This window comes from Actinoplanes sp. SE50/110, from assembly GCF_900119315.1.
Taxonomy (GTDB): domain Bacteria; phylum Actinomycetota; class Actinomycetes; order Mycobacteriales; family Micromonosporaceae; genus Actinoplanes.
In genome coordinates this window covers 1,014,706-1,039,733 of sequence record NZ_LT827010.1, presented here as the reverse complement: position 1 = coordinate 1,039,733, position 25,028 = coordinate 1,014,706, and the positions used below count along the sequence as shown (strand labels likewise).

Annotated in this window: 3 protein-coding genes; all 3 read right to left on the bottom strand. The window is 73.7% G+C overall.

Annotation, left to right across the window (positions count from 1 at the left end):
• Positions 1 to 32: 32 nt before the first annotated feature.
• The 3 genes from ACSP50_RS04570 to ACSP50_RS04560 are packed head-to-tail and all read right to left on the bottom strand — an operon-like array spanning position 33 to position 25,028.
• Complete coding sequence (locus ACSP50_RS04570) at positions 33 to 19,829, bottom strand: non-ribosomal peptide synthetase (protein WP_014687984.1); 19,797 nt, start codon at positions 19,827 to 19,829, stop codon at positions 33 to 35.
• Positions 19,826 to 24,781 (bottom strand): non-ribosomal peptide synthetase, encoded by a 4,956-nt coding sequence (locus ACSP50_RS04565; protein WP_014687983.1) that lies wholly within the window; start codon positions 24,779 to 24,781, stop codon positions 19,826 to 19,828. Before ACSP50_RS04565 ends, ACSP50_RS04570 begins: the two co-directional genes overlap by 4 nt.
• A 40-nt stretch (positions 24,782 to 24,821) precedes the next feature.
• Complete coding sequence (locus tag ACSP50_RS04560; protein WP_014687982.1) at positions 24,822 to 25,028, bottom strand: MbtH family NRPS accessory protein; 207 nt, start codon at positions 25,026 to 25,028, stop codon at positions 24,822 to 24,824.

Genomic DNA, 25,028 nt, shown 5'->3' with positions numbered 1-25,028 from the left:
GACACGCGAACCGACCGGCCGATTTGGACTTCCTAGTGGCGGCGCAGCCGTGCCACGACGGCCTTCACCACCTGCTCCCCCGCCTCGCCGTTGGTCATCACGCACAGCCCGTCACCGGAGTTCAGCGAGATGACCGACAGGCTGTGGTAGCCCACCGGGGTGCCGGCGTGCCCGAACTCGGTGCTGTCCACCACCGTGCCGAGCCCGTAAAGGCTGTCCGGGTACGGCGTGAGCATCAGTTCCGCGGTCTGCCGCCGGAGCAGGGCGAGCGGCCGGCCCAGCGCCGAGCGCCGCAGCTCGATCGCCACCCGGGCCAGGTCGGCCGGGGTCGACCAGAGACCGGCCGCGGCGGCGTCGGGCCGGATCCGCCAGCCCCCCGCGATCGGCTCACCGGCGGTGTCGTGACCGTGCGCCACCGGGCTCGCCGCCCGGGCCGGGTAGTCCTGGTCGAAACTGCTGTCCGCCATGTTCAGCGGCTCCAGCACCAGCCGGCCCATCAGCGCGTCGAACGGCTCCCCGGTGACGTCCCGCAGCACCTGCTCGATCACCACGTAGTGGACGTTGGCCTTGCGGAACGACGCGCCCGCCTCGGCGATCCGGCTGACCGCTCCGGCCGCGCCGTCGAGCAGCCCGGTCAGCGACGGCGCCGGCTCACCCGGGACGAAGCCGCCACCGGGGGTGGAGGACAGGCCGGACCGGTGCGCCAGCAGGTGCCGCAGGGTGACCGGACGGTCCCCGGCGGGCACCCGCCAGCCGGCCAGATACCGGTTGACGTCCCGGTCCAGGTCGAGCAGGCCCTCGTCGACCAGCCGCAGCACGGCCAGCGCGGTGAGGTGCTTGCTCAGCGACCCGGCCTGGAACGGGGTACGCCCGGTGACCGGCACTCCGGCCGCAGCCTGCCCGAAGGTCTCCACCTCGACCAACTCGCCACCGGCCAGCACCGCGACGCTCAGCCCCGGCACGTGGTGCCGCTCCATGGCGTCCTGCCAGTCCTGGCGGGAGACCAGACCGGGCGCGGTGACCGGCGGTGCGGCCTTGGTCGCCGCGGTGGCCGCCAGCTGCGCGTCCACCTCCTCGGCGACCGCCGCCAGGGTGCGGTGCTGGTACATCGCGAACAGGGTGAGTGGAAGCCCCCTGCGCTGGGCCGCCGCGACCGCCTTGATCACCAGGATGGAGTGGCCACCGAGGGCCAGGAAGCCGTCGCCGCGGCCGAACCGTTCGACTCCGAGCAGCTCGGCGAAGATCTCGGCGAGACCGCGTTCGGTGTCGGTGGCCGGGGGCTCGAAGTCGTCGGACGACAGCGAATGCTCGGGCAGCGCGCGCCGGTCGAGCTTGCCGTTGGCGTTCAGCGGCATCACGTCCAGCTCCACGAAGCCGGCCGGCACCATGTACTCCGGCAACCGCTGCTCGCAGTACGAACGAAGATCAACTACCGTGCCGACCACGTACGCGACGAGCCGATCCGCCGCGAGCACCACCCGCGCCTCACTCACCCGCGGGTGCTCGTTCAGCACCGCCTCGATCTCCCCGATCTCCACCCGGTACCCCCGGATCTTGACCTGATCGTCCGAACGCCCGAGATACTCCACGACGCCGTCGCCACGCCACCGCACCACGTCCCCGGTCCGGTACAACCGCGTCCCCGCCGGCCCATACGGATCCGGCACGAACCGCGCCGCGGTCAGCCCGGGCCGGTCCACGTAGCCGCGGGCCACACCCGTACCACCCACGAACAGCTCGCCCAGGGCACCCACCGGGACCCGATTCAGCCGCTCGTCGAGGACCCGCATCACCATGCCGGGCAGCGGGAACCCGATCGGCACCACCCCGGTGCCCGGCTCGGCCGGCACCCGGTGCACGCAGGTGCCGACGCTGGCCTCGGTCGGCCCGTACTCGTTGACCAGGCGCCCGGCGGGCGAGTAACGCCCGGCGAGCGAACCGGGCAGCGCCTCGCCGGCCACCACCATCACGCCGGCCAGGTCGCTCACCTGCTCCGGGGTCAGCTGCTGGGAGAGCACCTCGAGGTGACCCGGGGTCAGCTTGAGGAAGGCGAACGGTCCCGCCGAGTGCAGGCGCCCGCCCAGCTCGGACAGGTCCAGATCGGGGGGCAGCATCTCCACCGGCTGCCCGGCCAGCAGCGGCGCCCAGACGTTGGGCACCACCAGGTCGAAGGCGACCGAGGAGAAGACCGCGCCGCCCCGGCCGCCGCCGACCAGGGAGCCGGCCACCGCCAGGTCGCGGACCGCCCAGCCGACGTGGTTGGCCAGTCCGCGGTGGGTGACCGCGACGCCCTTGGGCTTTCCGGTCGAGCCGGAGGTGAAGATGACGTACGCCAGCTCGTCCGGGTCGATCTCGGCCGGGGTGAAGCTCGCCTCCTCCAGCGACGCCACCGACTCGTCGGTGAGCAGCGCCTTGGCGCCCGCCAGCATGGACTCCACCCGGGAGTCCGGGAAGCCCGGGTCGATCGGGATGTAGGCCGCACCGGTGAACCACACCCCGAGCAGCGCGGCATGCAGCCACGGTCCCCGCTCGACCCGCACACCGACCCGGTCACCCCGCCCGACCCCCTGGGCCCGCAACGCCACGGCAACCGCACCGGCCCGGCCGACCAGCTCACGGAACGACAGCTCGAAGCCCTCGCCGCGGACGGCCAGCGCGCCGGGCGTCCGCCGGGCCTGCTCGGCCAGCAGCACCGGCACCGGTCGCGCGGTCACCGCCTCCTCGGCCGGGCGTTCCCAGCCGGCCACCACCTCGGCCTCGCCGACCGGCAGGAACACCCCGGTGGCGTCGCCCTCGGCGTCGGCGGCCATCGCCTCCAGCACCGCGCGGTACATCGAGGCCAGCCGCGAGGCGTGCTCCCGGGACACCAGCCCCAGGTTGCAGCGCAAATGCAGCAGGCCCGGCCCGGTGGAGATGGACAGCCCGAACTCGTTGCTGCTGTGGCCCAGGCTGTCGCCGACCGCCACCCCACCATCCAGGCTGGAGCCCATCCCGGTGAAGTCGTGGAAGCTGAAGTAGGCCTCGATCATCCGGCCGCCCTCGCCGTAGCTGCGTTCGATCTGCGGCATCGGGAAGTGCCGGTGCGCCCACACCTCCCGTTCCCGGGCGAAGGTGGCCGCGACCAGCTCCCGCCAGGTCCGCGCGCCCCGGTCGTGGCGCAGCGGCAGCACGTTGAGGAACATGCCGTGCACCCGGTCCGCGTCGGCCGACTCGGGCCGGACGTGATGGGTCAGCCCGGACAGGAAGGAGCGCTCCGGAGTCAGTCCGCCGAGCACGGTCAGGTGTGCGGCCAGCAGCGTGCTCTTCATCGGGGCGCCGGCCCGGGCGGCCACCGCGCGCAGCCCGTCGGTCAGGTCCGCGAACGGGATGTCCAGCACGATCGTCCCGCCCGGCTCCTCGGCCGGCGCGCCCCAGTTCGCCGGAAGCGCGAACCGTGGGCAGTCGGCCACCTGCGAGCGCCAGAACTCCTGCTCCTGCGGGGAGGCCAGGGCCGCGAGCTCGGCGGCGACCGTGTCGGCGAAGCGCACCGACGGCGGGGCCCAGTCGTCCCGGCCGTGGTAGAGCTCGAAGAGCTCGACGAACAGCGTCCGCCGGCTCCACCCGTCGAGCACCACGTGCGAGTTGATCGCGGTCAGCTGCCAGCCGTCCGCGCAGTGGTGCACGGCCAGCTTGAGCAGCGGCGGGCCGTCCGGGTCGAGCGGCAGGCGCCCGGCCTCGGTCACGAACCGCTCGATCGCGGCCGCCGCCTGCGCCTCGGTGAGCGCGGTCAGATCCTCGACCGGCACGTGTACCGGCACCTCGGTGTGCACCAGCTGCATCGGCACCGAGTAGCGGTCCAGGCTGACGCTGCTGCGCAGCACGTCGTGGCGCTGGGCGAGCCGGGCCGCGGCGGCCCGGAAACGCTCCGCGTCGAACGGCCGGTCGTCGCGGATCCGCACGCTGGTCACCACGTGGTACGGCGGGTGCTCGCCGCCGACCAGCATCTCCACCTGCATCCCGGTCTGCGCCATGAGCAGCGGGTACGCGTCGTCCAGCCCGGCCGGCAGCAGAGCCCGGTCGGCCTCGCCGAGCAGCGCGAACGGCCGCACCGGCGGGGGCGGCGTCGGGCCGCCCGCCCGCCGGCTCAGCAGCGCGCACAGGTCACCCAGCACCGGATACCGCATCAGGTCCTTGACCTCGACCGCGAAGCCGTGGTCCCGGAGCGTGCCGACCAGCACCACGGCCCGGATCGAGTCGCCGCCGATGTCGAAGAAGCCGTCGGTGACGCCGGCCCGGTCGATGCCGAGCACCGCCTGCCACATCTGCGAGACCGAGGCCTCCAGCGGGCTGCGCGGGGCGACGTACTCCGCCGCGCCGCGCCACTGCTCGGCGGCCGGCTCGGGCAGCGCCCGCTTGTCCAGCTTGCCGTTGGTGGTCAGCGGGATCGCCGCGATCGCGACGAACGCGGCCGGCACCATGTACTCCGGCAACGTCCGGGCGAGGGTCTCGCGCACCACCCGCACGTCCGGCGCCGCTTCCCCGTCCGGGACCAGGTAGCCGACCAGGCGGCCGTCGGTGGCCACCACGGTGACCGCCTCGCGGACCCCGTCGCAGGCGGCCGCCGCCGCGCTGATCTCGCCGAGCTCGATCCGGAAGCCCCGGATCTTGACCTGGTCGTCGGCCCGCCCGACGAAGTCGTACGTGCCGTCCGGACGCTGCTGAGCCAGGTCGCCGCTGCGGTACATGCGGCTGCCCGGGGCGCCGAGCGGGTCGGGCACGAACCGTTGCGCGGTCAGCGCCGCCCGGCCCAGGTAGCCGCGGGCCACGCCGGGCCCGGCCACGTGGATCTCGCCGGTGACCCCGGCCGGCACCGGCCGCCCGTCCTCGTCGAGCAGGTGGATGACCAGGTCGGAGAGGGGGCGGCCGATCGGGTTGCCGGCGCCGGCGGCCAGGTCCCGCTTGGTGAGCCGGTGGTACGTGGTATGCACGGTGGTCTCGGTGATCCCGTACATGTTGACCAGCGCCACCCGGCCCAGGCCGACCTGCTCGACCCACGGCTTGAGCTCGGCGACCTCCAGCCTCTCCCCGGCGAACACCACCGCCCGCAGGCTGAGCAGCTTGATCCGGCGGTCCTTGGCGGCCGCCGCGGTGATCACCGAGCGGAACGCGGTGGGCGTCTGGGACAACACCGTCACCTGCTGGTCGACCAGCAGGTTCAGGAAGTCCTCGGGTGAGCGGGACACGTCCCGCGGCACCACGACCAGGCGGCCGCCGAAGGCCAGCGCGCCCCACATCTCGAAGACCGACACGTCGAAGGCGTACGAGTGGGCCATCGACCAGACGTCCGCGTCGTCGAACGCGTAGTGCTCCTGCGCGGTGTCCAGCAGCCGGGTCACGTTGCGGTGGGTCAGCACCACACCCTTGGGCCGGCCGGTCGACCCGGACGTGTAGATCGTGTAGATCACGTTGTCCGGAGTGGACACCCGCGGCGGGTTGTCGGTCCGGCCCTCGCCCGCCTCGTCGACCAGGATCACCCGGCCCTGGTAGACCTCGGCCAGCCCGGGCGCGAGCTCCGCCGAGGTGACCACGATCCGCGCGCCGGCGTCCGCCAGCACGTATCCGAGCCGCTCCCGCGGGTTCGCCGGGTCCAGCGGCAGGTAACCGGCACCCGACTTGAGCACCCCGAGCAGGGTCGGGACCAGGTCCACGTCCCGCTCCAGGTGCACGCCGATCAGGTCCTCCGGGCCCGCCCCGGCGTCGCGCAGCCGCCAGGCCAGCCGGTTGGCGCGGGTGTTGACCTCGTCGTACGACAGCTCGATGTCCCCCGCGACGACCGCGACCGTGTCCGGTTGCGCGGCCACCCGGGCCTCGAAGAGCTCATGGGCGAGCGTTCCCTGGTCAGGTTCCTCTGCGGCGACCGGCACGGTCGTCTCCTCGTCGAGTCCGGCGGCGATCGCGGTCAGGACCGACCGGTACATCGCCGCGAGTTGTTCCGCGTACCGCGGGGCGAGCAGCCCGCTGTCGGTCGCGATGCCGAGCCGGCGGTCGCCGTGCGCGTGCACCGAGAGACCGAAGTCGTTGGCCCGCTGGTTGACCGCCACGCCCTGGTCGACGACCTCGCCGTCGACCTGGTGGAAGTCGATGTAGTTGAAGAGCACGTCGATCAGCCGACCCCCGGTGGCCGCGTCCCGCTGGATCCGGGAGAGCGGGTACTGCCGGTGCGCCCACACCTCGGTCTCCTGCTCGAAGACCGCGGTGAGCAGCTCGCGCCAGGTGCCGGCGCCGGCCCGGTGCGGGAACGGCAGCGAGTTGAGGTGCATGCCGAGCACCCGGTCCGCGCCGACCGCCTCCGGCCGCCCGTGGAACACCACGCCGGTGTGGAAGGCCGGCGCGTCGGTGATCCGGGAGAGCACCTCGAGGTGGGCGGCGAGCAGCAGGGTCTTGAACGGCACCCCGGCCTCGGCCGCGCGGGCCCGCAGGTCGGTGGCGAGGTCGTCGATCGGAACTCCCACGCTGTACGGCTCGGCGTCCGCCCCGGCCGTCCCGGCCCATCCGACCGGCAGGTCGAAGCGGGCATGCCGGTCGACGACGCGCCGCCAGAACGCGGCGTCCGCCGGGTCGCGCAGCGACGCCAGCTCGCCTGCGATGACGTCGGCGTACCGGACCGCCGGCGGCTCGTATCCGGCCGGCGCGCCGCTGTCCCGGATCTCCCGGTAGGCGTTCGCCAGCTCCATCTCGAAGGTGGCGCTGCTCCAGCCGTCGGTGATCACGTGCGAGTAGGTGATCAGCAGCCACCACGAGGTGTCGCTCTCCACCAGGGCGGCCAGCCGCATCAGCGGCGCGGCCCGGAAGTCGAGCACGTCGGCGCGCTCGGCCTCGACCTCGGCGGTGAGCAGCCGCTCCCCCTCGGCCCGGGCCACGCCGCGGGCGTCGACCACCCGCACCGGAACGGTGGCCGCGGCGTGCACGATCTGCAGCGGGGTGGAGTAGCCGGTGAGGTGCACCGACGTCCGCACATTCTCGTGCCGTGCGGTGATCACCTCGACGGCCCGCCGGAAGGCGGCCTCGTCGAACGGCCGGTCGTCCCTGATCCGCCGGGCCGCGACGTTGTGGTAGACCCGCTTGTCACCGCTGGCGTAGTGCTCGGCCACCATGCCCAGCTGGACCTCGCCCAGCGGGTAGGCGTCCGCCGTGCCGGCCGGCAGCAGTGCCCGGTCGGCCGCGCTGATCAGTGCGAACGGGGCGACCCCGGGGGCCGGCGCCTCCGCCGTGATACCCCTGGTCTCCAGCACCGCGGCCAGGTCGGCGACCGTACGCTGCGCGAAGACGTCGCGCACGGTCAGGTCGTAGCCGCGGCCGCGCAGCGCGCCGACCACCGCGACCGCCCGGATCGAGTCGCCGCCCCGCTCGAAGAAGCGGTCGTCGCGGCGGATCGGGGCGGTGTTCAACGCCCGCTCCCAGGCCTCGGCGACGGCGGTCTCGACCGCGGTCATCGGGGTGTCGTCGGTGGACCCGGCGGCCTCCGGCGCGTACTCCGGCAGGGCCCGCCGGTCGAGCTTGCCGTTGGCGTTCAGCGGCATCACGTCCAGCTCCACGAAGCCGGCCGGCACCATGTACTCCGGCAACCGCTGCTCGCAGTACGAACGAAGATCAACTACCGTGCCGACCACGTACGCGACGAGCCGATCCGCCGCGAGCACCACCCGCGCCTCACTCACCCGCGGGTGCTCGTTCAGCACCGCCTCGATCTCCCCGATCTCCACCCGGTACCCCCGGATCTTGACCTGATCGTCCGAACGCCCGAGGTACTCCACGACGCCGTCGCCACGCCACCGCACCACGTCCCCGGTCCGGTACAACCGCGTCCCCGCCGGCCCATACGGATCCGGCACGAACCGCGCCGCGGTCAGCCCGGGCCGGTCCACGTAGCCGCGGGCCACACCCGTACCACCCACGAACAGCTCGCCCAGGGCACCCACCGGGACCCGATTCAGCCGCTCGTCGAGGACCCGCATCACCATGCCGGGCAGCGGGAACCCGATCGGCACCACGCCGGTGCCCGGGTCGGCCGGGACCGGATAAATGCAGGTGCCGACGCTGGCCTCGGTCGGCCCGTACTCGTTGATCAGCCGGCCGGAGCCGGAGTACCGGCCGGCCAGCGCGCCGGGCAGTGCCTCACCCGCGACCACCATCCGGCCGGTTAGGTCACGCACCTGCTCCGGGCTCAGCTGGTGGGAGAGCACCTCGAGGTGGCCCGGGGTCAGCTTGAGGAAGCTGAACGGCCCGGCCGCCTGCAGCCGCGCGCCCAGCTCGGACAGGTCCAGGTCCGGCGGGAGGAGCAGGATCGGCTGGCCGGCCAGCAGCGGCGCCCAGACGTTCGGCACCACCAGGTCGAAGGCGACCGAGGAGAAGACCGCGCCGCCGCCGTCACCGGCCGACGCGAGGTCCCGCACCGCCCAGCCGACGTGGTTGGCCAGTCCGCGATGCGACACCGCGACGCCCTTGGGCTTTCCGGTCGAGCCGGAGGTGAAGATGACGTACGCCAGCTCATCGGGGTCGATCTCGGCCGGCGTGACCGCCGCCTCGCCCAGGGCCGCCACCGACTCGTCGGTGAGCAGCGCCCTGGCGCCCGCCAGCATGGACTCCACCCGGGAGTCCGGGAAGCCCGGGTCGATCGGGATGTAGGCCGCACCGGTGAACCACACCCCGAGCAGCGCGGCATGCAGCCACGGTCCCCGCTCGACCCGCACACCGACCCGGTCACCCCGCCCGACCCCGTCGGCCCGCAGCGCCGCGGCAACCGCACCGGCCCGGCCGACCAGCTCGGCGAAGGTCAGCTCGAAGCCGTCGCCGCGCACCGCCGGGGCGTGCGGCGTCCGGGCCGCCTGCTCGGCGAGCAGCACCGGCACCGGCACGTCGGTGACCGTACCGTCGGTGGCCGGTTCCCAGGCGGTGATTCGCTCGTCGTCGCCGGCCGGCAGGAACACCCCGGTGGCGTCGCCCGCCGGGTCGGCGGCCATCGCCTCCAGCACCGCGCGGTACATCGCGCCGAGCCGTTCCGCGTTCGCCCGGGACAGCAGCGAGGTGCGGGTCTTCAGGGTGAGACCGCCGTTGGAGGTGGTGACGGTCAGCCCGAACTCGTTGGAGCCGGAGCCGAACCCGGCGCTCAGGTCGATCTTCTCGGCGTCCAGGTTGTGGAAGTCCTGGTAGTTGAAGATCACGTCGACGAGGCGTCCGGAGCCGCCGGCCAGCCGGGACACCCCGGCCATCGGGAACCGGCGGTGCGGCCAGAGCGCCACCTCGGCGTCGAAGACCGCGCGGACCAGGCCCGACCAGGTGGCCGCGGACCGGTCGTACGGGACCGGCAGGGTGTTGAGGAACATCCCGTGCACCCGGTCGGCGCCGAGTACCTCCAGCCGGGTGTCGCAGACCAGCCCGGCGTGGAAGGCCGGCTCGTTGGTGAGCTGGCTGAGCACCTTGAGGTGGGCGGCGAACAGCACGCTCTTGACCGACGCCCGGGCCTGGGTGGCCAGCGCGCGCAGCGGGACCTCCAGGTCCATGGCCGGCACGGTGAGCTGGTAGGCCTCGTCCGGCCCGTCGGCGTCACCCCAGGTGGCGGGCAGCCGGAACGGCGCCCGGTCGTCCACCACGCCCTGCCAGAAGGCCCGGTCCGCGGGCGACTCCAGGGCGGCGAGCTCGGCCGCGACGGTGTCGGCGAACCGGACCTCGACCGACTCCGGCCGGGCCGGGGCACGCCCGTCACGGACCGCGCGGTAGCACTCGACCAGCTCCATCAGCATCTCGTGCTGACTCCAGCCCTCGGTGATCATGTGCGACCGGGACAGCGCGAGCCACCAGCCGTCGTCGGCGACCAGTGCGCCGAGCCGCAGCTGCGGCACCGCGGCCGGGTCGATCGGCCGGGCCTGCTCGCCCGCCACGTGCTCACGCAGCGCGGCGTCGAGCGCCTCGGCGTCCAACCCACGCAGGTCGACCACGCCGACCGGCGGCTCGGCCCGCTCGTGCACCAGCTGCAGCGGGATCGAGAAGGTGGACAGGTCGAACGACGTGCGCAGCGCCTCGTGACGGCCGCAGACGACGCGTACCGCCGCCTGCAGGGCCTCGGGGTCGAACGGCGCGTCGTCGATCACCTTGTAGCCACCGGTGCTGTGGTAGTGCGCCACCTCGCCGGCCTCCAGCTCGAAGAGCATGCCGGCCTGCGCCTGGAGCATCGGGTACGCGTCGCTCACCCCGGCCGGCACCAGTGCCCGGTCGGCCGCGCCGATCAGCGCGAACGGCTCGACCGCCCGGTGCGGCCGGGCCGGCGCGGTGCGGCTGCCGATCAGCTCGGCCAGCCCGGCGACCGTGCGCCGCTCGAACACGTCGGTGACCGAGACGTCGTGCCCGGCCGCCCGGACCGCGCCGACCAGCGACACCGCCCGGATCGAGTCGCCGCCCAGGTCGAAGAACGAGTCCTCGACACCGACCTGGTCCAGACCCAGCACCTGCCCCCAGATCAGCCCGAGCTGCTGCTCGAGCGGGGTCCGCGGGGCCACCGTGGCGATCGCCGCCGAGGTGCTGTCCGGGGCCGGCAGCACCCGCTTGTCCAGCTTGCCGTTGGTGGTCAGCGGGATCGCGTCGATCTCCACCAGGGCGGCCGGGACCATGTAGTCGGGCAGGGTGCGGGCCAGCTCGGCGCGGATCGCCCGCGGGTCGGTCCGCTGCCCGGCGGCCGGCACCAGGTAGCCGACCAGCCGCTTGTCGCCGGGGGTGTCCTCGCGCAGCACGGTGACCGCCTGGGCGACCCCGTCGCAGGCGGAGAGCGCCGCGCTGATCTCACCCAGCTCGATCCGGAAGCCGCGGATCTTCACCTGGTCGTCGGCCCGGCCGACGAACTCCAGGCGACCCTCTGAGGTCCAGCGGGCCAGGTCACCACTGCGATACATCCGGGTGCCCGGCGCGCCGAACGGGTCCGGCACGAACCGCTGCGCGGTCAGCGCCGCCCGGCCCAGATAGCCACGGGCCACGCCCGGGCCGGCCACGTGGATCTCGCCCGGCACGCCGACCGGGACCGGCTGACCGGCCGGGTCGAGCAGGTAGACGGCCAGGTCGGCGAGCGCCACCCCGGCCGGGCTGACCGAGGGGTTCGCCAGGTCGCCGGAGTCCACCTCGTGCACCGTGACGTGGACCGTGGTCTCGGTGATCCCGTACATGTTGACCAGCGCCACCTGGCCGGCCCACGAGGCGACCTCGCCGACCTCCAGCTTCTCGCCACCGAAGACGACCGAGCGCAGCGCCAGATCCGCCGGCCGCGGCGCCTGGGTGAGCGCCCGGAACGCGGTCGGCGTCTGGGACAGCACGGTGACCCGCTCGTCCGCCAGGAGCCGCAGGAAGTCTTCCGGCGAGCGGGCCACACCGCGCGGCACCACGACCACCGTGCCGCCGAACATCAGCGCGCCCCACAGCTCGAACACCGAGAAGTCGAACGCGTACGAGTGCATCATCGACCACACGTCGTCCGCGGTGATGTCCAGTTCGGACTCGCAGACCCGCATCAGCCGGACGACGTTGGCATGGGTCAGGACGCAGCCCTTGGGCCGTCCGGTCGACCCGGACGTGTAGATCGTGTAGATCACGTTGTCCGGCGTCGCCACCGTGGGCGGGTTGTCCACCCGGTCGTCGCCGGCGATCTCGTCGAGGATGATCAGGCGGCCGTCGAACACCTCGGCCAGGGCCGGGGCCAGCTCGGCCGTGGTCACCACGATGTCCGCGCCCGCGTCGTTCACCACATAACCGAGCCGCTCCATCGGGTTCGCCGGATCCAACGGCAGGTAGCCGGCCCCCGACTTGAGCACCCCCAGCAGGGCCGGGACCAGGTCGGCGCCCCGCTCCAGGTGGACGCCGACCAGGTCCTCGGGACCCGTCCCCGCGTCGCGCAGCAGCCACGCCAGGCGGTTCGCCCGGGCGTTGACCTCGGCGTACGACAGCCGGGACGCCCCCGCCACGACGGCGATCGCGTCGGGGGTCTCCGCGACCCGGGCCTCGAACAGCTCGTGTGCGAGCGCCTCGGCCCCGGGACCGGGCACCGGTGGGATCACCACGGTGGCGCGCTCGGCCGCGGACAGATAGGTGGCCCGGGCGTCGCCCCGGTCGCCGTCGGCGGCCATGCTCTCCAGCACGGCCCGGTACATGGCGGCGATCCGGTCGATGTTCTCCCGGGACAGCAGGTGGGTGTTGCTGCGCAGGCCGAGGACGCCGCCGATGGCGGTCACCGCCAGCCCGAACTCCATCGCGGTGCGGTTGATCCCGTTGCCCTCGTCCACCACGTCGCCGTCGTCGAGCAGGTGGAAGTCGAGGTAGCTGAAGAACGTGTCGATCAGGCGGGAGCCGGCCGACGCGATCGCCGGCATCGGATACGCCCGGTGCGGCCACGCCGCGGTCTCGTCGGCGAACACCCGGCGGACCAGGTCGCCCCAGGTGGCGGCGTCCCGGGCGAACGGGTGCGGCAGCGTGGTGATGTACATGCCGATCAGCCGCTCCGCGCCGGTCACCTCGGGCCGCACGTGCCCGACCAGGCCGGTGAAGAACCTCTCCGCGCCGGTCAGCTGGCTGAGCACCTTCAGGTGGGCGCCGAGCAGCACCGCCTTGAACGGCACCCCGGTGGCGGCGGCCAGGTCGCGCAGGCCCGGCTCCAGGTCCGCGAAGGAGAACCCGGCGTCGATCCGCTCGGCCGGCGCGCCCAGGTCGCCGTGCCAGTCCTCGGGCAGGGCCAGCGGCTCGTACTCGCCGACCAGGCCGTGCCAGAAGTCCCGGTCGGCGTCGGAGGCGAGCGAGGCCACCTCGGCGGCGACCGTGTCGGCGAACCGGACCGGCGGCGCGTCGTACCGGATCTCGGCGCCGTCGCGCAGCGCCCGCACCACCTCCACCAGCTCCTTGAGCAGCTGGTGGTAACTCCAGCCCTCCAACAGCGCGTGGCTCTTGGTGAACGACAGCCGCCACGCCCGGTCGGTCTGCAGGTGCACGGTGATCCGCAGCAGCGGCAGCGGCGAGGCCAGGTCGAACGGGTTGGCCCGCTCGGATGCGGCGAACGCCACCAGCCGCTCGTGCAGGTCGGCCGGCGCCACGTCGCGCAGGTCGTGCACCGCCACCGGGATGGTGACCTCGTGATGCACCAGCTGCATCGGCACCCGGTATCCGGTCAGGTCGACCGAGGTGCGCAGGATGTCGTGGCGGCGCCCGACCAGCTCGACCGCCTGCCGGAACAGGCCGGCGTCGAACGGCGCGTCGTCGCGGACCAGGAACGACGTGAAGTCGTGGTAGTTGGCCTGCGCGCCGGAGGCGAGCGTCTCGACCAGCATGCCGGTCTGCGACTGCAGCAGCGGGTACGCGTCGTCCAGCCCCTCCGGGAGCCGCGCCCGGTCCACCGCGTCGATCAGTGCGAACGGCGCCACCGAGCGGACCGGGGTCACCGGCACCGGGGCGCCGGTCGCCGACGCGCACAGCGCCGCGACCGTGGTGTGCTCGAAGACGTCCAGCACGCCGACCGCGAACCCGGCCGAGCGCAGCGCGCCGACCAGGCTGACCGCCCGGATCGAGTCGCCGCCCAGCTCGAAGAAGTCGTCCTCGACGCCGACCCGCTCCAGCTTGAGCGCGTGCGCCCAGACGGCCGCCATCCGCTCCTCGTCCGGGGTGCGCGGGGCGACGTAGCGGTCCTGGTCGTACGTCTGCTCGCCGGGGGCGGGCAGCGCCCGACGGTCCAGCTTGCCGTTGGTGGTCAGCGGGATCGCGTCGATCTCGACGAACGCCGACGGCACCATGTACTCGGGCAGCGTCCGGGAGATGGCCTCGCGGATCGCCCGGGTGTCCAGCGTCGCGCCCTCGGCCGGCACCAGGTAGCCGGCCAGCCGGCCGTCGGCGGCCACCACGGTGACCGCCTCGCGGACCCCGTCGCAGCCGGCCAGCACCGCGCTGATCTCGCCCAGCTCGATCCGGAAACCGCGGATCTTCACCTGGTCGTCGGCGCGGCCGAGGAATTCCAGGGTGCCGTCCGGGCGGCGGCGGGCCAGGTCGCCGCTGCGGTACATCCGGCTGCCGGCCGGGCCGAACGGGTCCGGCACGAACCGTTGCGCCGTCAGCGCCGGGCGGCCCAGGTAGCCGCGGGCCACGCCGGGCCCGGCCACGTGGATCTCGCCGGTCACCCCGGACGGGGCCGGGTGCCCGGCCGCGTCCAGCAGGTAGACGGCGAGGTCGGCGAGCGGGTCGCCGACCCGGTTCATCCCGGGGTCGGCGATGTCCTGCGCGTCCAGCCGGTGGTAGGTGGTGTGCACGGTGGTCTCGGTGATCCCGTACATGTTGACCAGCGCCACCCGCTGCAGGCCGACCCGGTCGACCCACGGCTTGAGCTCGGCGACCTCCAGCTTCTCGCCGGCGAAGACCACCGCGCGCAGGGCCAGCCGGTCGATCCGCGGGTCGCCCTCGGCGGCCGCGGTGACCACCGAACGGAACGCGGTCGGGGTCTGCGACAGCACGGTGACCCGCTGGTCGAGTAGGAGCTGCAGGAAGTCCTCGGGTGAGCGGGCCACGCTGCGCGGCACCACGACCAGGCGGCCGCCGAAGGCCAGCGCGCCCCACATCTCGAAGACCGACACGTCGAAGGCGTACGAGTGGGCCATCGACCAGACGTCCGCGTCGGTGAACCGGTAGTGGTCCTGCGCGGTGTCCAGCAGCCGGGTCACGTTGCGGTGGGTCAGCACCACACCCTTGGGCCGGCCGGTCGACCCGGACGTGTAGATCGTGTAGATCACGTTGTCCGGTGTGGACGCCCGCGGCGGGTTGTCGACCCTGGTCCCGTCGATTTCGCCGGCCAGGATCACGTCCCCCGGGTAGACGTCGGCCAGCCCGGACGCGAGCGCCTCGGAGGTGACCACGAGCCGCGCGCCGGCGTCCGCCAGCACGTAACCGAGCCGCTCCAGCGGGTTCGCCGGGTCCAGCGGCAGGTAACCGGCGCCCGACTTGAGCACGCCGAGGATCGTCGGCAGCAGGTCCGGGCCGCGCTCCAGGTGGATGCCGACCAGGTCCTCCGGACCCACCCCGGCGTCGCGCAGCCGCCAGGCCAGCCGGTTGGCCCGGGCGTTGACCGCGGCGTACGACAGCTCGACGTCCCCCGCGACGACCGCGATCGCCCCCGGGTTGGCCGCGACCCGCGCCTCGAACAGCTCGTGCGCCAGCAGATCGGCCGAGTCCCGCGGGGCCGGCGGCGCGGTGACCGCGGCCCGCTCGGTCGGCGACAGGTACGCCTTGAGCGCGTCGCCGCGCTCCCCCTCGGCGGCCATGCTCTGCAGCACCGCGCGGTACATCGCGGCCAGGTTGTCGGCGGCCGCCGGGGTCAGGTGGCGGCGGTTCGCGGTCAGGATCACGTATCCGCCGCGGGAGGCGACGGTCAGCGGGAACTCGGTCGGGCTGTCGTCCATGCCCGACGCCGCGTCGACCACCTCGGTGTCCACCTGGCGGAAGTCCTGGTAGTTGAAGTACACGTCCATCAGCCGGCCGCTGCCCGGCCACTCGCGCAGCACCGCGGGCAGCGGGAACCGGCGGTGACCCCACAGGTCCACCTCGGCGGCGAACACCCCGCGGACCAGGTCGCCCCAGGTGCGGGCGCCCCGGGTGTGCGGGAACGGCAGGGTGTTGAGGAACATGCCGTACACCCGGTCGGCGCCGGTCACCTCGGGCCGGACGTCGCAGACCAGGCCACTGTGGAACGACTCCTCCTCGGTCAGCTGGCTCATCACCTTGAGATGGGTGGCCAGCATGATCGCCTTCAGCGAGGTGTCGGTCGCGGCGGCCAGCGCGCGCAGCCCGGACTCCAGGTCCCGCCAGGAGAAGCCGGTCTTGTACGGCGATCCGGCCACCGCCTCCGGGTCACCCCAGCTGACCGGCAGGGTCAGTGGGGCGTGCGCGCGCACCACACCACGCCAGTACTCCCGGTCGCCGGCCGACTCCAGGGCGGCCAGCTCACCGGCGATCGCGTCGGCGAACCGAACCCGCGGCGCCTCGGGCGTCTCCGGGACCTCCCCGGCGCTGAGCGTCAGGTAGGTGGTGACGAACTCCATCAGCAGCGAGTGGTAGCTCCAGCCCTCCAGGATCGGATGGCACTCGACCAGCGAGATCCACCAGCCGCCCAGGTCGGTGGGGTGGGCGTGGAAGCGCATGAGGCCGGGCACGCTCAGGTCGAACGGGTGCGTGCGCTCCCGCGCGCCGAACGCCGCCACCTCCTCGCGGACCTGCTCGGCGGTCGTCCCGGTGGTCGCCCAGACGTCCGTGGTCATCTCCGCGTGCGCGTGCACCAGCTGCATCGGCCGGGAGTACGCGGTCAGCTCGATCGAGGTGCGCAGCGCCTCGTGCCGGGCCACCACGATCCGGCCGGCCTCGGTGAACGCCTCCGGCGAGAACGGCCGCTCGTCGTGGATCCAGTACGCCGAGACGTTGTGGTAGTTGTTCTGCCCGTCGTCGGCCAGCATCTCGATGACCATGCCGAGCTGGTTCTGGCCCAGCGGGTAGGCGTCCACGACGCCCTCCGGCAGCAGCGCCCGGTCGGCCTCGTCGATCAGCTCGAACGGCCGCACCGGCCGGTCCACCGCGTCGGCGCCGGCCTCACCGGCGAACTCGATCAGCCGGGCCACCGTGCGGTGCTCGAACACGTCCCGGACGCTGACCTGGTAGCCGGCCTCGCGCAGCGCGCCGACCAGGGCGACCGCGCGCATCGAGTCGCCGCCCAGCTCGAAGAAGCTGTCGGTGACGCCGACCGTGTCGACGCCCAGCACCGCCTTCCAGACACCGGCGACGTCCTGCTCGGTGGCGGTGCGCGGCGCGACGTACTCGCCGGCGGACCGGAGCTGGGCGCCGTCCGGGGCGGGCAGCGCGCGCTTGTCCAGCTTGCCGTTGGCGGTCAGCGGGATCGCGTCGATCTCGACCAGGGCGGCCGGGATCATGTAGTCGGGCAGGGTGCGGCCCAGCTCGGCGCGGATCGCGGCGCGGTCCACGGCGTCCTCGGTCACCAGGTAGCCGACGATCCGTTCCGCGCGCAGCACCGCGACCGCGTCGTGGACGCCGGCGCAGGCGGAAAGGGCGGCGCTGATCTCACCCAGCTCGATCCGGAAACCACGGATCTTGACCTGGTCGTCGGCCCGGCCGAGGAACTCCAGGCGACCCTGGGAGTTCCAGCGGGCCAGGTCACCACTGCGGTACATCCGGGTGCCGGGAGCGCCGAACGGGTCCGGGACGAACCGTTGCGCGGTCAGCGCCGCCCGGCCCAGGTAGCCGCGGGCCACGCCCGGGCCGGCCACGTGGATCTCGCCGGGCACGCCGGCCGGGACCGGCTGACCCGAGCGGTCCAGCAGGTAGACCGCGAGGTCGGGCAGAGCCACCCCGGCCGGACTGATCGCCGGCGTGGCCAGGTCGGCCGCGGTGAGCTCGTGCACCGTGACGTGGACCGTGGTCTCGGTGATCCCGTACATGTTGACCAGCGCCACCTGGCCGGCCCACGAGGTGATCTCGCCGACCTCCAGCTTCTCGCCACCGAAGACGACCGAGCGCAGCGCCAGATCCGCCGGCCGCGGCGCCTGGGTCAGGCCCCGGAACGCGGTCGGCGTCTGCGACAGGACCGTGACCTGCTCGTCGACCAGCAGCCGCAGCAGGTCCTCCGGCGAGCGGGCGACCTCTTTCTCGACGAGGACGACCGTGCCGCCGAACATCAGCGCGCCCCACAGCTCGAACACCGAGAAGTCGAACGCGTACGAGTGCACCATCGACCACACGTCATCGGCGGTGATGTCCAGTTCGGACTCGCAGACCCGCATCAGCCGGACGACGTTGGCATGCGTGAGCATGCAGCCCTTGGGTCGTCCGGTCGATCCGGAGGTGTAGATGGTGTAGATCAGGTTCGCCGGGGTGGCGACCACGGGCGGGTTGTCCACCCGGCCGTCCTCGGCCAGCTCGTCCAGAATGATCAGCCGCCCGTGGAACACCTCGGCCAGGCCGGGCGCCAACTCGGCCGACGTGACCACGATGTGCGCGCCCGCGTCGTTGACCACGTAACCGAGGCGCTCCATCGGGTTCGCCGGGTCGAGCGGCAGATAGCCGGCCCCCGACTTGAGCACCCCGAGCAGAACCGGGACCAGGTCGGCGCCCCGCTCCAGGTGGACGCCGACCAGGTCCTCGGCGCCCACCCCGGCGTCGCGCAGCAGCCATGCCAGGCGGTTCGCCCGGGCGTTGACCTCGGCGTACGACAATCGGGAGTCCCCCGCCACGACGGCAACCGCGTCGGGGGTGCGTTCCGCGAACGTCTCGAACAACTCGTGCGCCAGCACGTCGACCTCGGGGCTGGCCACCGGCGGGACCACGACCGTGGCCCGCTCGGCCGGGGACATCACCTCGATGTGCGCGACCGGGACCGACGGGTCGGTCACCGCCGCGCTCAGCACCCGCTGGAACGCGGTGGCCAGCCGGGCGGCGGTGGCCGGGTCGAACAGCGCGGTGGCGTACTGCAGGCGGCCGTGGATGGTGCCGTCCGGCCGCTCCTGCATCTGCAGGGTCAGGTCGTACTTGGCGATGCCGTCCTCGGCGCCGAACGGCTCGGCGGTCAGGCCGGCGAACTGCAGCACGTCCAGGCGGTACTCGTGCAGGGTGAACGCGGTCTGGAAGATCGGCGTGCGGGACTGGTCGCGGTCCGGCTGCAGCTCGTCGACCAGGCGGGCGAACGGCACCGCGTGGTGGTCGAAGGCGTCCAGCACGGTGGCCCGGCCGCGGCGCAGCAGGTCGGCGAAGGAGCTCTCGCCGTCGCACTCGGCCCGCATCACCAGGGTGTTGATGCAGTAGCCGAAGACCCGCTGCAGGTCGGCGTGCGCCCGGCCGGACACCACGGTGCCGACCGCGACGTCGTCGCTGCCGCTGAACTTGGCCAGCATCACCTGGTACGCGCTGAGCAGCACGGTGAACGGCGTGGTGTCGAACTCACGGGCCCGCTCCCGGACCCGGTCGCCGAGCGCGGCCGGTACGTCGAAGACCACGTCGGCGCCGTCGTGGGTGCGCACCGGCGGACGCGGCCGGTCGGTCGGCAGCGTGATCGGCTCCAGGCCGGACAGCCGGCTCCGCCAGTAGGCCAGGTCCCGCTCGCCGCGGTCGCCGGCGATCTGACCGCTCTGCCACTGGGCGTAGTCGGCGTACTGCACCGGGACGTCCGGCAGGAACAGCCCGTCCCCGCGGAGCAGGCCGTTGTACGCGGCGCTCAGCTCGGCCCCGAACATCCGGGTCGACCAGGCGTCACAGGCCACGTGGTGGAAGACCACGGCCAGCACGTGGTGGTCCTCGCCGAGGCGCAGCAGCGCTCCGCGGACCGGCCATTCGGCGGCCAGGTCGAACGGCGCCTGCAGGTCCCGGCGGATCAACGCCATCGCCTCGTCGTCGCGCAGCCCGTCCGGCACGTCACGCAGGTCGATCTCGGGCAGCCCGACCGGCCGTGGGTCGTCGATCACCTGGACCGGCTCGACGCCGCGCAGCTCGATCCGGGTGCGCAGCACCTCGTGCCGGGCGCAGACGTGCTGCCAGGCCTGGCGCAGCACGTCCACGTCGAGCGGGCCGAGGAGCCGCATCATCAGCGGCACCAGGTACTCGGTGCTGTTCGGGTCGAGCCGGCTGAGGAACCACATCTGCTGCTGGCCGTGGCTCAGCGGCAGCGTCGCACTGCGATCGGCGCGCGGGATCCCGTCCCGGCGGACGCCGCCCGACTGCCCGGCGAGCCGCTTGCGCAGCAGCTCCGCCCGCAGTTCGGAGGTGCTCAGGGTGGACTGCTCGCTCATGCCTGCGGCTCCTCGCTCAGGGTGAGGTCCGCGACGACCTCGGAATCGGACATCTGCTCGATCTCGTCACGGATCAGGTTCTCGATCAGCTGGGCCATCTCGACCACGGTCGGGCCCTCGAAGACGGCGCGGACGGGCAGCGTGACGCCGAACTCGTCCTGGATGGCGGCGATCAACCGGATCGCGATGATCGAGTTGCCGCCGGCGTGGAAGAAGTTCTCCCGGGGACCGGCCACGATCCCGCACCGTTCACGCCAGAGCTGCTGGACGAACTCGGCGACCGGGGAGAGCGGCTCGGCGTCCCGGCTCTCCGGCCGCGGGGCCGGGTCGGGCAGCGCGGCCCGGTCGACCTTGCCGTTGGCGTTCAGCGGGATCGCCGCGATCGACAGGAACGCGGCCGGGAGCATGAAGTCGGGCAGCAGACCGGCGCAGTGCTCGCGCAGCTCGTCGTCGCCGACCGGCTCCGGCCCGACCGGCACCCAGCAGGCCACCAGCCGTTTCACCCCGCCCTGGTCGTCGACCAGGATCCGGGCGTCGGCCACCCCGGCGTGCTCGCGCAGCACCGCCTCGATCTCGCCGATCTCCACCCGGTAACCCCGGATCTTGACCTGGTCGTCGAAGCGGCCGAGGAACTCCACCGCACCGTCGCCGCGCCAGCGGACCACGTCGCCGGAGCGGTAGAGCCGCGAGCCGGCCGGGCCGTACGGGTCCGGCACGAACCGGGCCGCGGTCAGCGCCGGGCGGTCCACGTAGCCGCGGGCCACGCCGGTGCCGCCGACACAGAGCTCGCCGAGCCCGCCGACCGGCACCTGGAGGAGCCGGTCGTCGAGCACCCGCATCACCATGCCGGGCAGCGGCGAGCCGATCGGCACCACGCCGGTGCCCGGATCGGCCGGCACCGGGTGGATGCAGGTGCCCACGCTGGCCTCGGTCGGGCCGTACTCGTTGATCAGCCGGCCGGACGGCGAGTAGCGGGCGGCCAGGGTGCCCTGCAGTGCCTCGCCGGCCACCACGATGCGGCCGGCCAGATCCCGCACCTCGCCCGGGGACAGCTGGTGGGACAACACCTCCAGATGGCCCGGGGTCAGCTTGAGGAAGCTGAACGGCCCGGCCGCGGTCAGCCGCGAGCCCAGCTCGGCCAGGTCCAGGTCCTGCGGCAACAGGTGGACCGGCCGGCCGGCCAGCAGCGGCGCCCAGACGTTCGGGACGACCAGGTCGAAGGCGACCGAGGAGAACACCGCGCCGCCGCCGTCACCGGCCCGGGCCAGGTCACGGACCGCCCAGTTGACGTGGTTGGCCAGGCCGCGGTGGGTGACCGCGACGCCCTTGGGGCGGCCGGTGGAACCGGAGGTGTAGATGACGTACGCCAGTTCGTCGGGGTCGATGGCGGCCGGCGCGACGGCGGCCGGCACCAGCTCCTCGAGCACGGTGACCGGCCCGTCGAAGACCCCGGCCCGGGACGCGTCGGTGACCAGCGCGGCGGCGCCGGCCAGCATCGACTGGGCCCTGGTCACCGGGAAGTCCGGATCCACCGGGACGTACGCGGCGCCGGCCAGCCAGACGCCGAGCAGCGCGGCGTGCAGCCACGGGCCACGCTCGACCAGCACGCCGACCAGGTCGCCCCGGCCCACCCCGGCGGAGCGCAGCGAACCGGCCACCGCGCCGGCGCGGTCCAGCAGCTCGGCGAAGGTCAGCGCGAAGCCGTCGCCACGCACCGCGACGGCGTCCGGCGTCCGGCCGGCCTGCTCGACCACGCCGGCCGGCACGAGTCCGCCGTCGATCGCCGGCTCGCCGCGGCTCCACAGCCGCAGGTCGTACGCGTCCTGGTCGGTCAGCGTGTCCAGCAGCCCCAGCGGGGTGCCCGGGGCGGCGGCCGCCTCGGTCAGCGCGTGCTCCAGGGTGGCCGCGATCCGGTCCGCGGTCTCCTCGTCGAACAGGCTGGTGGCGTACTCCAGGCCACCGACCAGCCCGCCGTCCGCGGTCGGGCGCAGCAGCAGGGTCAGGTCGGTGTGGGTGACCCGCCACATCTCCCGGATCGCGCCCAGGTCGTCGTCGACGGTCTCGTTGAAGTCCGCCCCGTGCAGGTCGAAGGCGGCCTGGTAGAGCGGGGTGCGGGACAGGTCCGGCTCGGGGACCAGCCGGTCGACCAGCACGTCGAAGGGCAGCTCCTGGTGGGCGAAGGCGTCCCGGGTGACCGTGCCGAGCCGGGCCACCGACTCGGCCACGCCGGCCGCCGGGTCGAGCCGGCAGCGCAGCACCAGGTTGTTCAGGAAGAAGCCGACCACGCCGTCCAGCTCGGCTCGGCCGCGCCCGGCCACCACGGTGCCGATCGGGATGTCCCACTGGCCGCTGAACCGGGCCAGCACGGTGGCGTAGAGCGCCAGGATGGTGGTGAACCGGGTGGTGCCGGCCTCGGCGGCGAGCGCGTCCAGCGAGCGGACCAGCGCCGGCGCGACGGTGATCGGGACGATCGAGCCCCTGCCGTCGCGGACCCGCGGGCGGGGCCGGTCGGTGGCCAGGGTCAGCGGCTGCAGCCCGTCCAGCACGGTCGACCAGTAGCTGAGCTCGGCCTCCACCACCTCGTCGGTGAGCCGGTCGCGCTGCCAGGCGGCGAAGTCCGCGTACTGCACCGGCAGCGCCGGCAGCGCCGGGCTGCGCCCGGCCACCAGCGCGCCGATCACCTGGGCGAACTCGCGCTCCAACACGGCGGCCGACCAGCCGTCGGTGGTGATGTGGTGCATCGCGACGGCGAGCAGGCGGCGGCCGTCGGCGACGTCCAGCACCACCGCGCGCAGCAGCGGCTCGTCGCCGCCCAGCGCGATCCCGCGGCCCAGCAGGTCGGCCAGCGCGTCGGCCAGGCCGGCCGGGCTGACCTGCTGCTCGGCCACCTCGATGAGCACCTCGGGGCGGATGAACTGACGCGGCTCGCCGGCCACCTCGGCATACCGGGTGCGCAGCGACTCGTGCCGGGCCACCAGGACGTTCAGGGCCTGCTCGGCGAGGGTCCGGTCGGCGCCGGCCGGGAGCCGGAACAGCAGGCCGGCCATCCACTCCGGGCTGGCCGGGTTGAGCCGGTCCATGAACCACAGGCGCTGCTGGCCGCTGGAGAGCGGCACCCCGCCGCCCCGCGGGACCCGGGGCAGCGCGGCGCCGACCCGGGCGTCGTCGAGCAGACGGGCCTGGGCGAGCAGGGTGGGTGCGTAGAGCAGCGAGCGCAGGCTGAGGTCGGCGCCGGTCTGTCCGCGCAGGTCGGACAGCAGTTTGGTGAGCTGCAGCGAGGTGCCGCCGAGCCGGAAGAAGTCGTCCTCCAGGGTCAGCTCCCGGCCCTCTACTGTGGACCCGAGGAGATGCTGCCAGGCGTTCTTGACCAGCAGCTCGGACGGGGTGGCCGGGACCGCGCCGGTGCGTCGGTCGTCGGCCCCGGCCGCGTCCGGGTGGGGCAGCGCGCGACGGTCCACCTTGCCGCTGGCCACCTGCGGCAGCGCGGCCAGGTGGACGAAGCGGCCGGGCACGTGCGACGGGGGCAGCAGGTCGAGCAGGTGGGTACGCAGCGCGGCGTCCAGTTCGCGGCCGGCCGCACCGCGCGGCACGACGTAGGCGACCAGCCGGGCCGCGCCGTCCGCCAGGCGGTACGTGGTGACCGCGGCGGCCACCACCTCCGGGTGGGTGGCCAGGGCCGCCTCGATCTCGGCCGGCTCCAGCCGCACCCCGTTGACCTTCACCTGGTCGTCGAGCCGCCCCAGGTACTCCAGCTGCCCGTCGGCACGCCAGCGGACGCCGTCGCCGGTGCGGTAGACCCGGCCGCCGTCCTTGGCCAGCGGGTCGGGCAGGAACCGCTCCGCGGTCAGCCCCGGCCGGCCGAGGTAGCCGCGGGCCAGGCCGGCGCCGCCGATCAGCAGCTCACCGGGGACGCCGACGCCGACCACCCGGCCGTGCTCGTCGACCACCTGGACCCGGGTGCGCGGCAGCGGCCGGCCGATCGGCACCGGGCCGGTCGTCTGGGCGGGATCGACCCGGGTGGCGATCGAGTTGATCGTGGTCTCGGTGGGTCCGTAGACGTTCCACACCACCACGCCGGGGACCAGCCGGCGCAGCCGCTCGACCGGCTCGGCGTGCAGTTGCTCGCCGCCCGAGACGACGGTGCGCAGCGTGCCACAGCCGGCCCAGCCGTCCTCCTCGACCAGCGTGTGCAGGATCGACGGGACGACCTGCAGCACGGTGACCGCGTGCTCGGCGATCACCCGCAGCAGGGTGGCCGGGGCAGTGTCGCCGGCCGGGGCGAGCACCAGGGTGCCGCCGCGGGTCAGCGGGGCGAAGATCTCGAAGGCGTGCGCGTCGTAGACCAGTGAGGTGCGCTGCAGCACCCGGTCGCCCGCCCCGATCCCGACGTCCCCGGTCGCCCAGCCGAGCAGGTTGGCCAGGCCGCCGTGGGTGACCACGACGCCCTTCGGGACGCCGGTCGAGCCGGAGGTGTGCTCGACGTACGCGATGTCGTCGGCGCCACGGTCGACCGCGGGCGCGGTGGCCGGGTGCCCGGCCGCCGCGCTCAGGTGCACCGGCTCGGCGCCGGCCGTGGTCACCCGGACGGCGTCCGCCGGGTCGCAGAGCACGAGCCCGCAGCCGGAGGCGGTCAGGATGCCGGTCAGCCGGCCCTGCGGGTGCGTCGGGTCGAGCGGGAGGTAGGCGGCGCCGGCCCGCCAGATGCCGAGCAGTCCGGCGATCAGGTCGAGGCCACGGCCGAGCAGCACCCCGACGTGGGTGCCCGGGCCGGCGCCCCGCTCCCGCAGGTGATGGGCGAATTGTGCGGAACGGGTGTCCAGCTCCCGGTAGGTCAGCCGCCGGACGCCGTCGACGACGGCTACGGCGTCCGGCGTGAGCACTGCCTGGGAGCCGATGAGCTCAGGCGTGAGCGCCGTAGTGGCCTGGGTGCTGGTCGGCGAGTTCTGGTGCATGGCAGTGCGTCTCCTCAGCAGGGAACCGGATCGGGGGGTGTCAGGCGGCGCTGGCCTCGGCCATGCGCCGGCGCAGGCTGGCCGGGCGCATGTCGGTCCAGACCGCGTCGATGTGCTCCAGGCACTGCTCCTGGCTGCCGGCGAAGCCCTCGGCGGTCCAGCCGGCCGGCAGGTCGCGGTCGGCCCACCAGATCGAGTACTGCTCCTCGTCGTTCAGGACGACCAGGTGCGTGTTCTGCTCGGACAT

What these genes read in the sequence shown, in the direction of transcription:
- ACSP50_RS04560 (WP_014687982.1), bottom strand. Translation starts at nt 25,028, where the DNA reads ATGTCCGAGCAGAACACGCACCTGGTCGTCCTGAACGACGAGGAGCAG.
- ACSP50_RS04570 (WP_014687984.1), bottom strand. Translation starts at nt 19,829, where the DNA reads ATGAGCGAGCAGTCCACCCTGAGCACCTCCGAACTGCGGGCGGAGCTG.
- ACSP50_RS04565 (WP_014687983.1), bottom strand. Translation starts at nt 24,781, where the DNA reads ATGCACCAGAACTCGCCGACCAGCACCCAGGCCACTACGGCGCTCACG.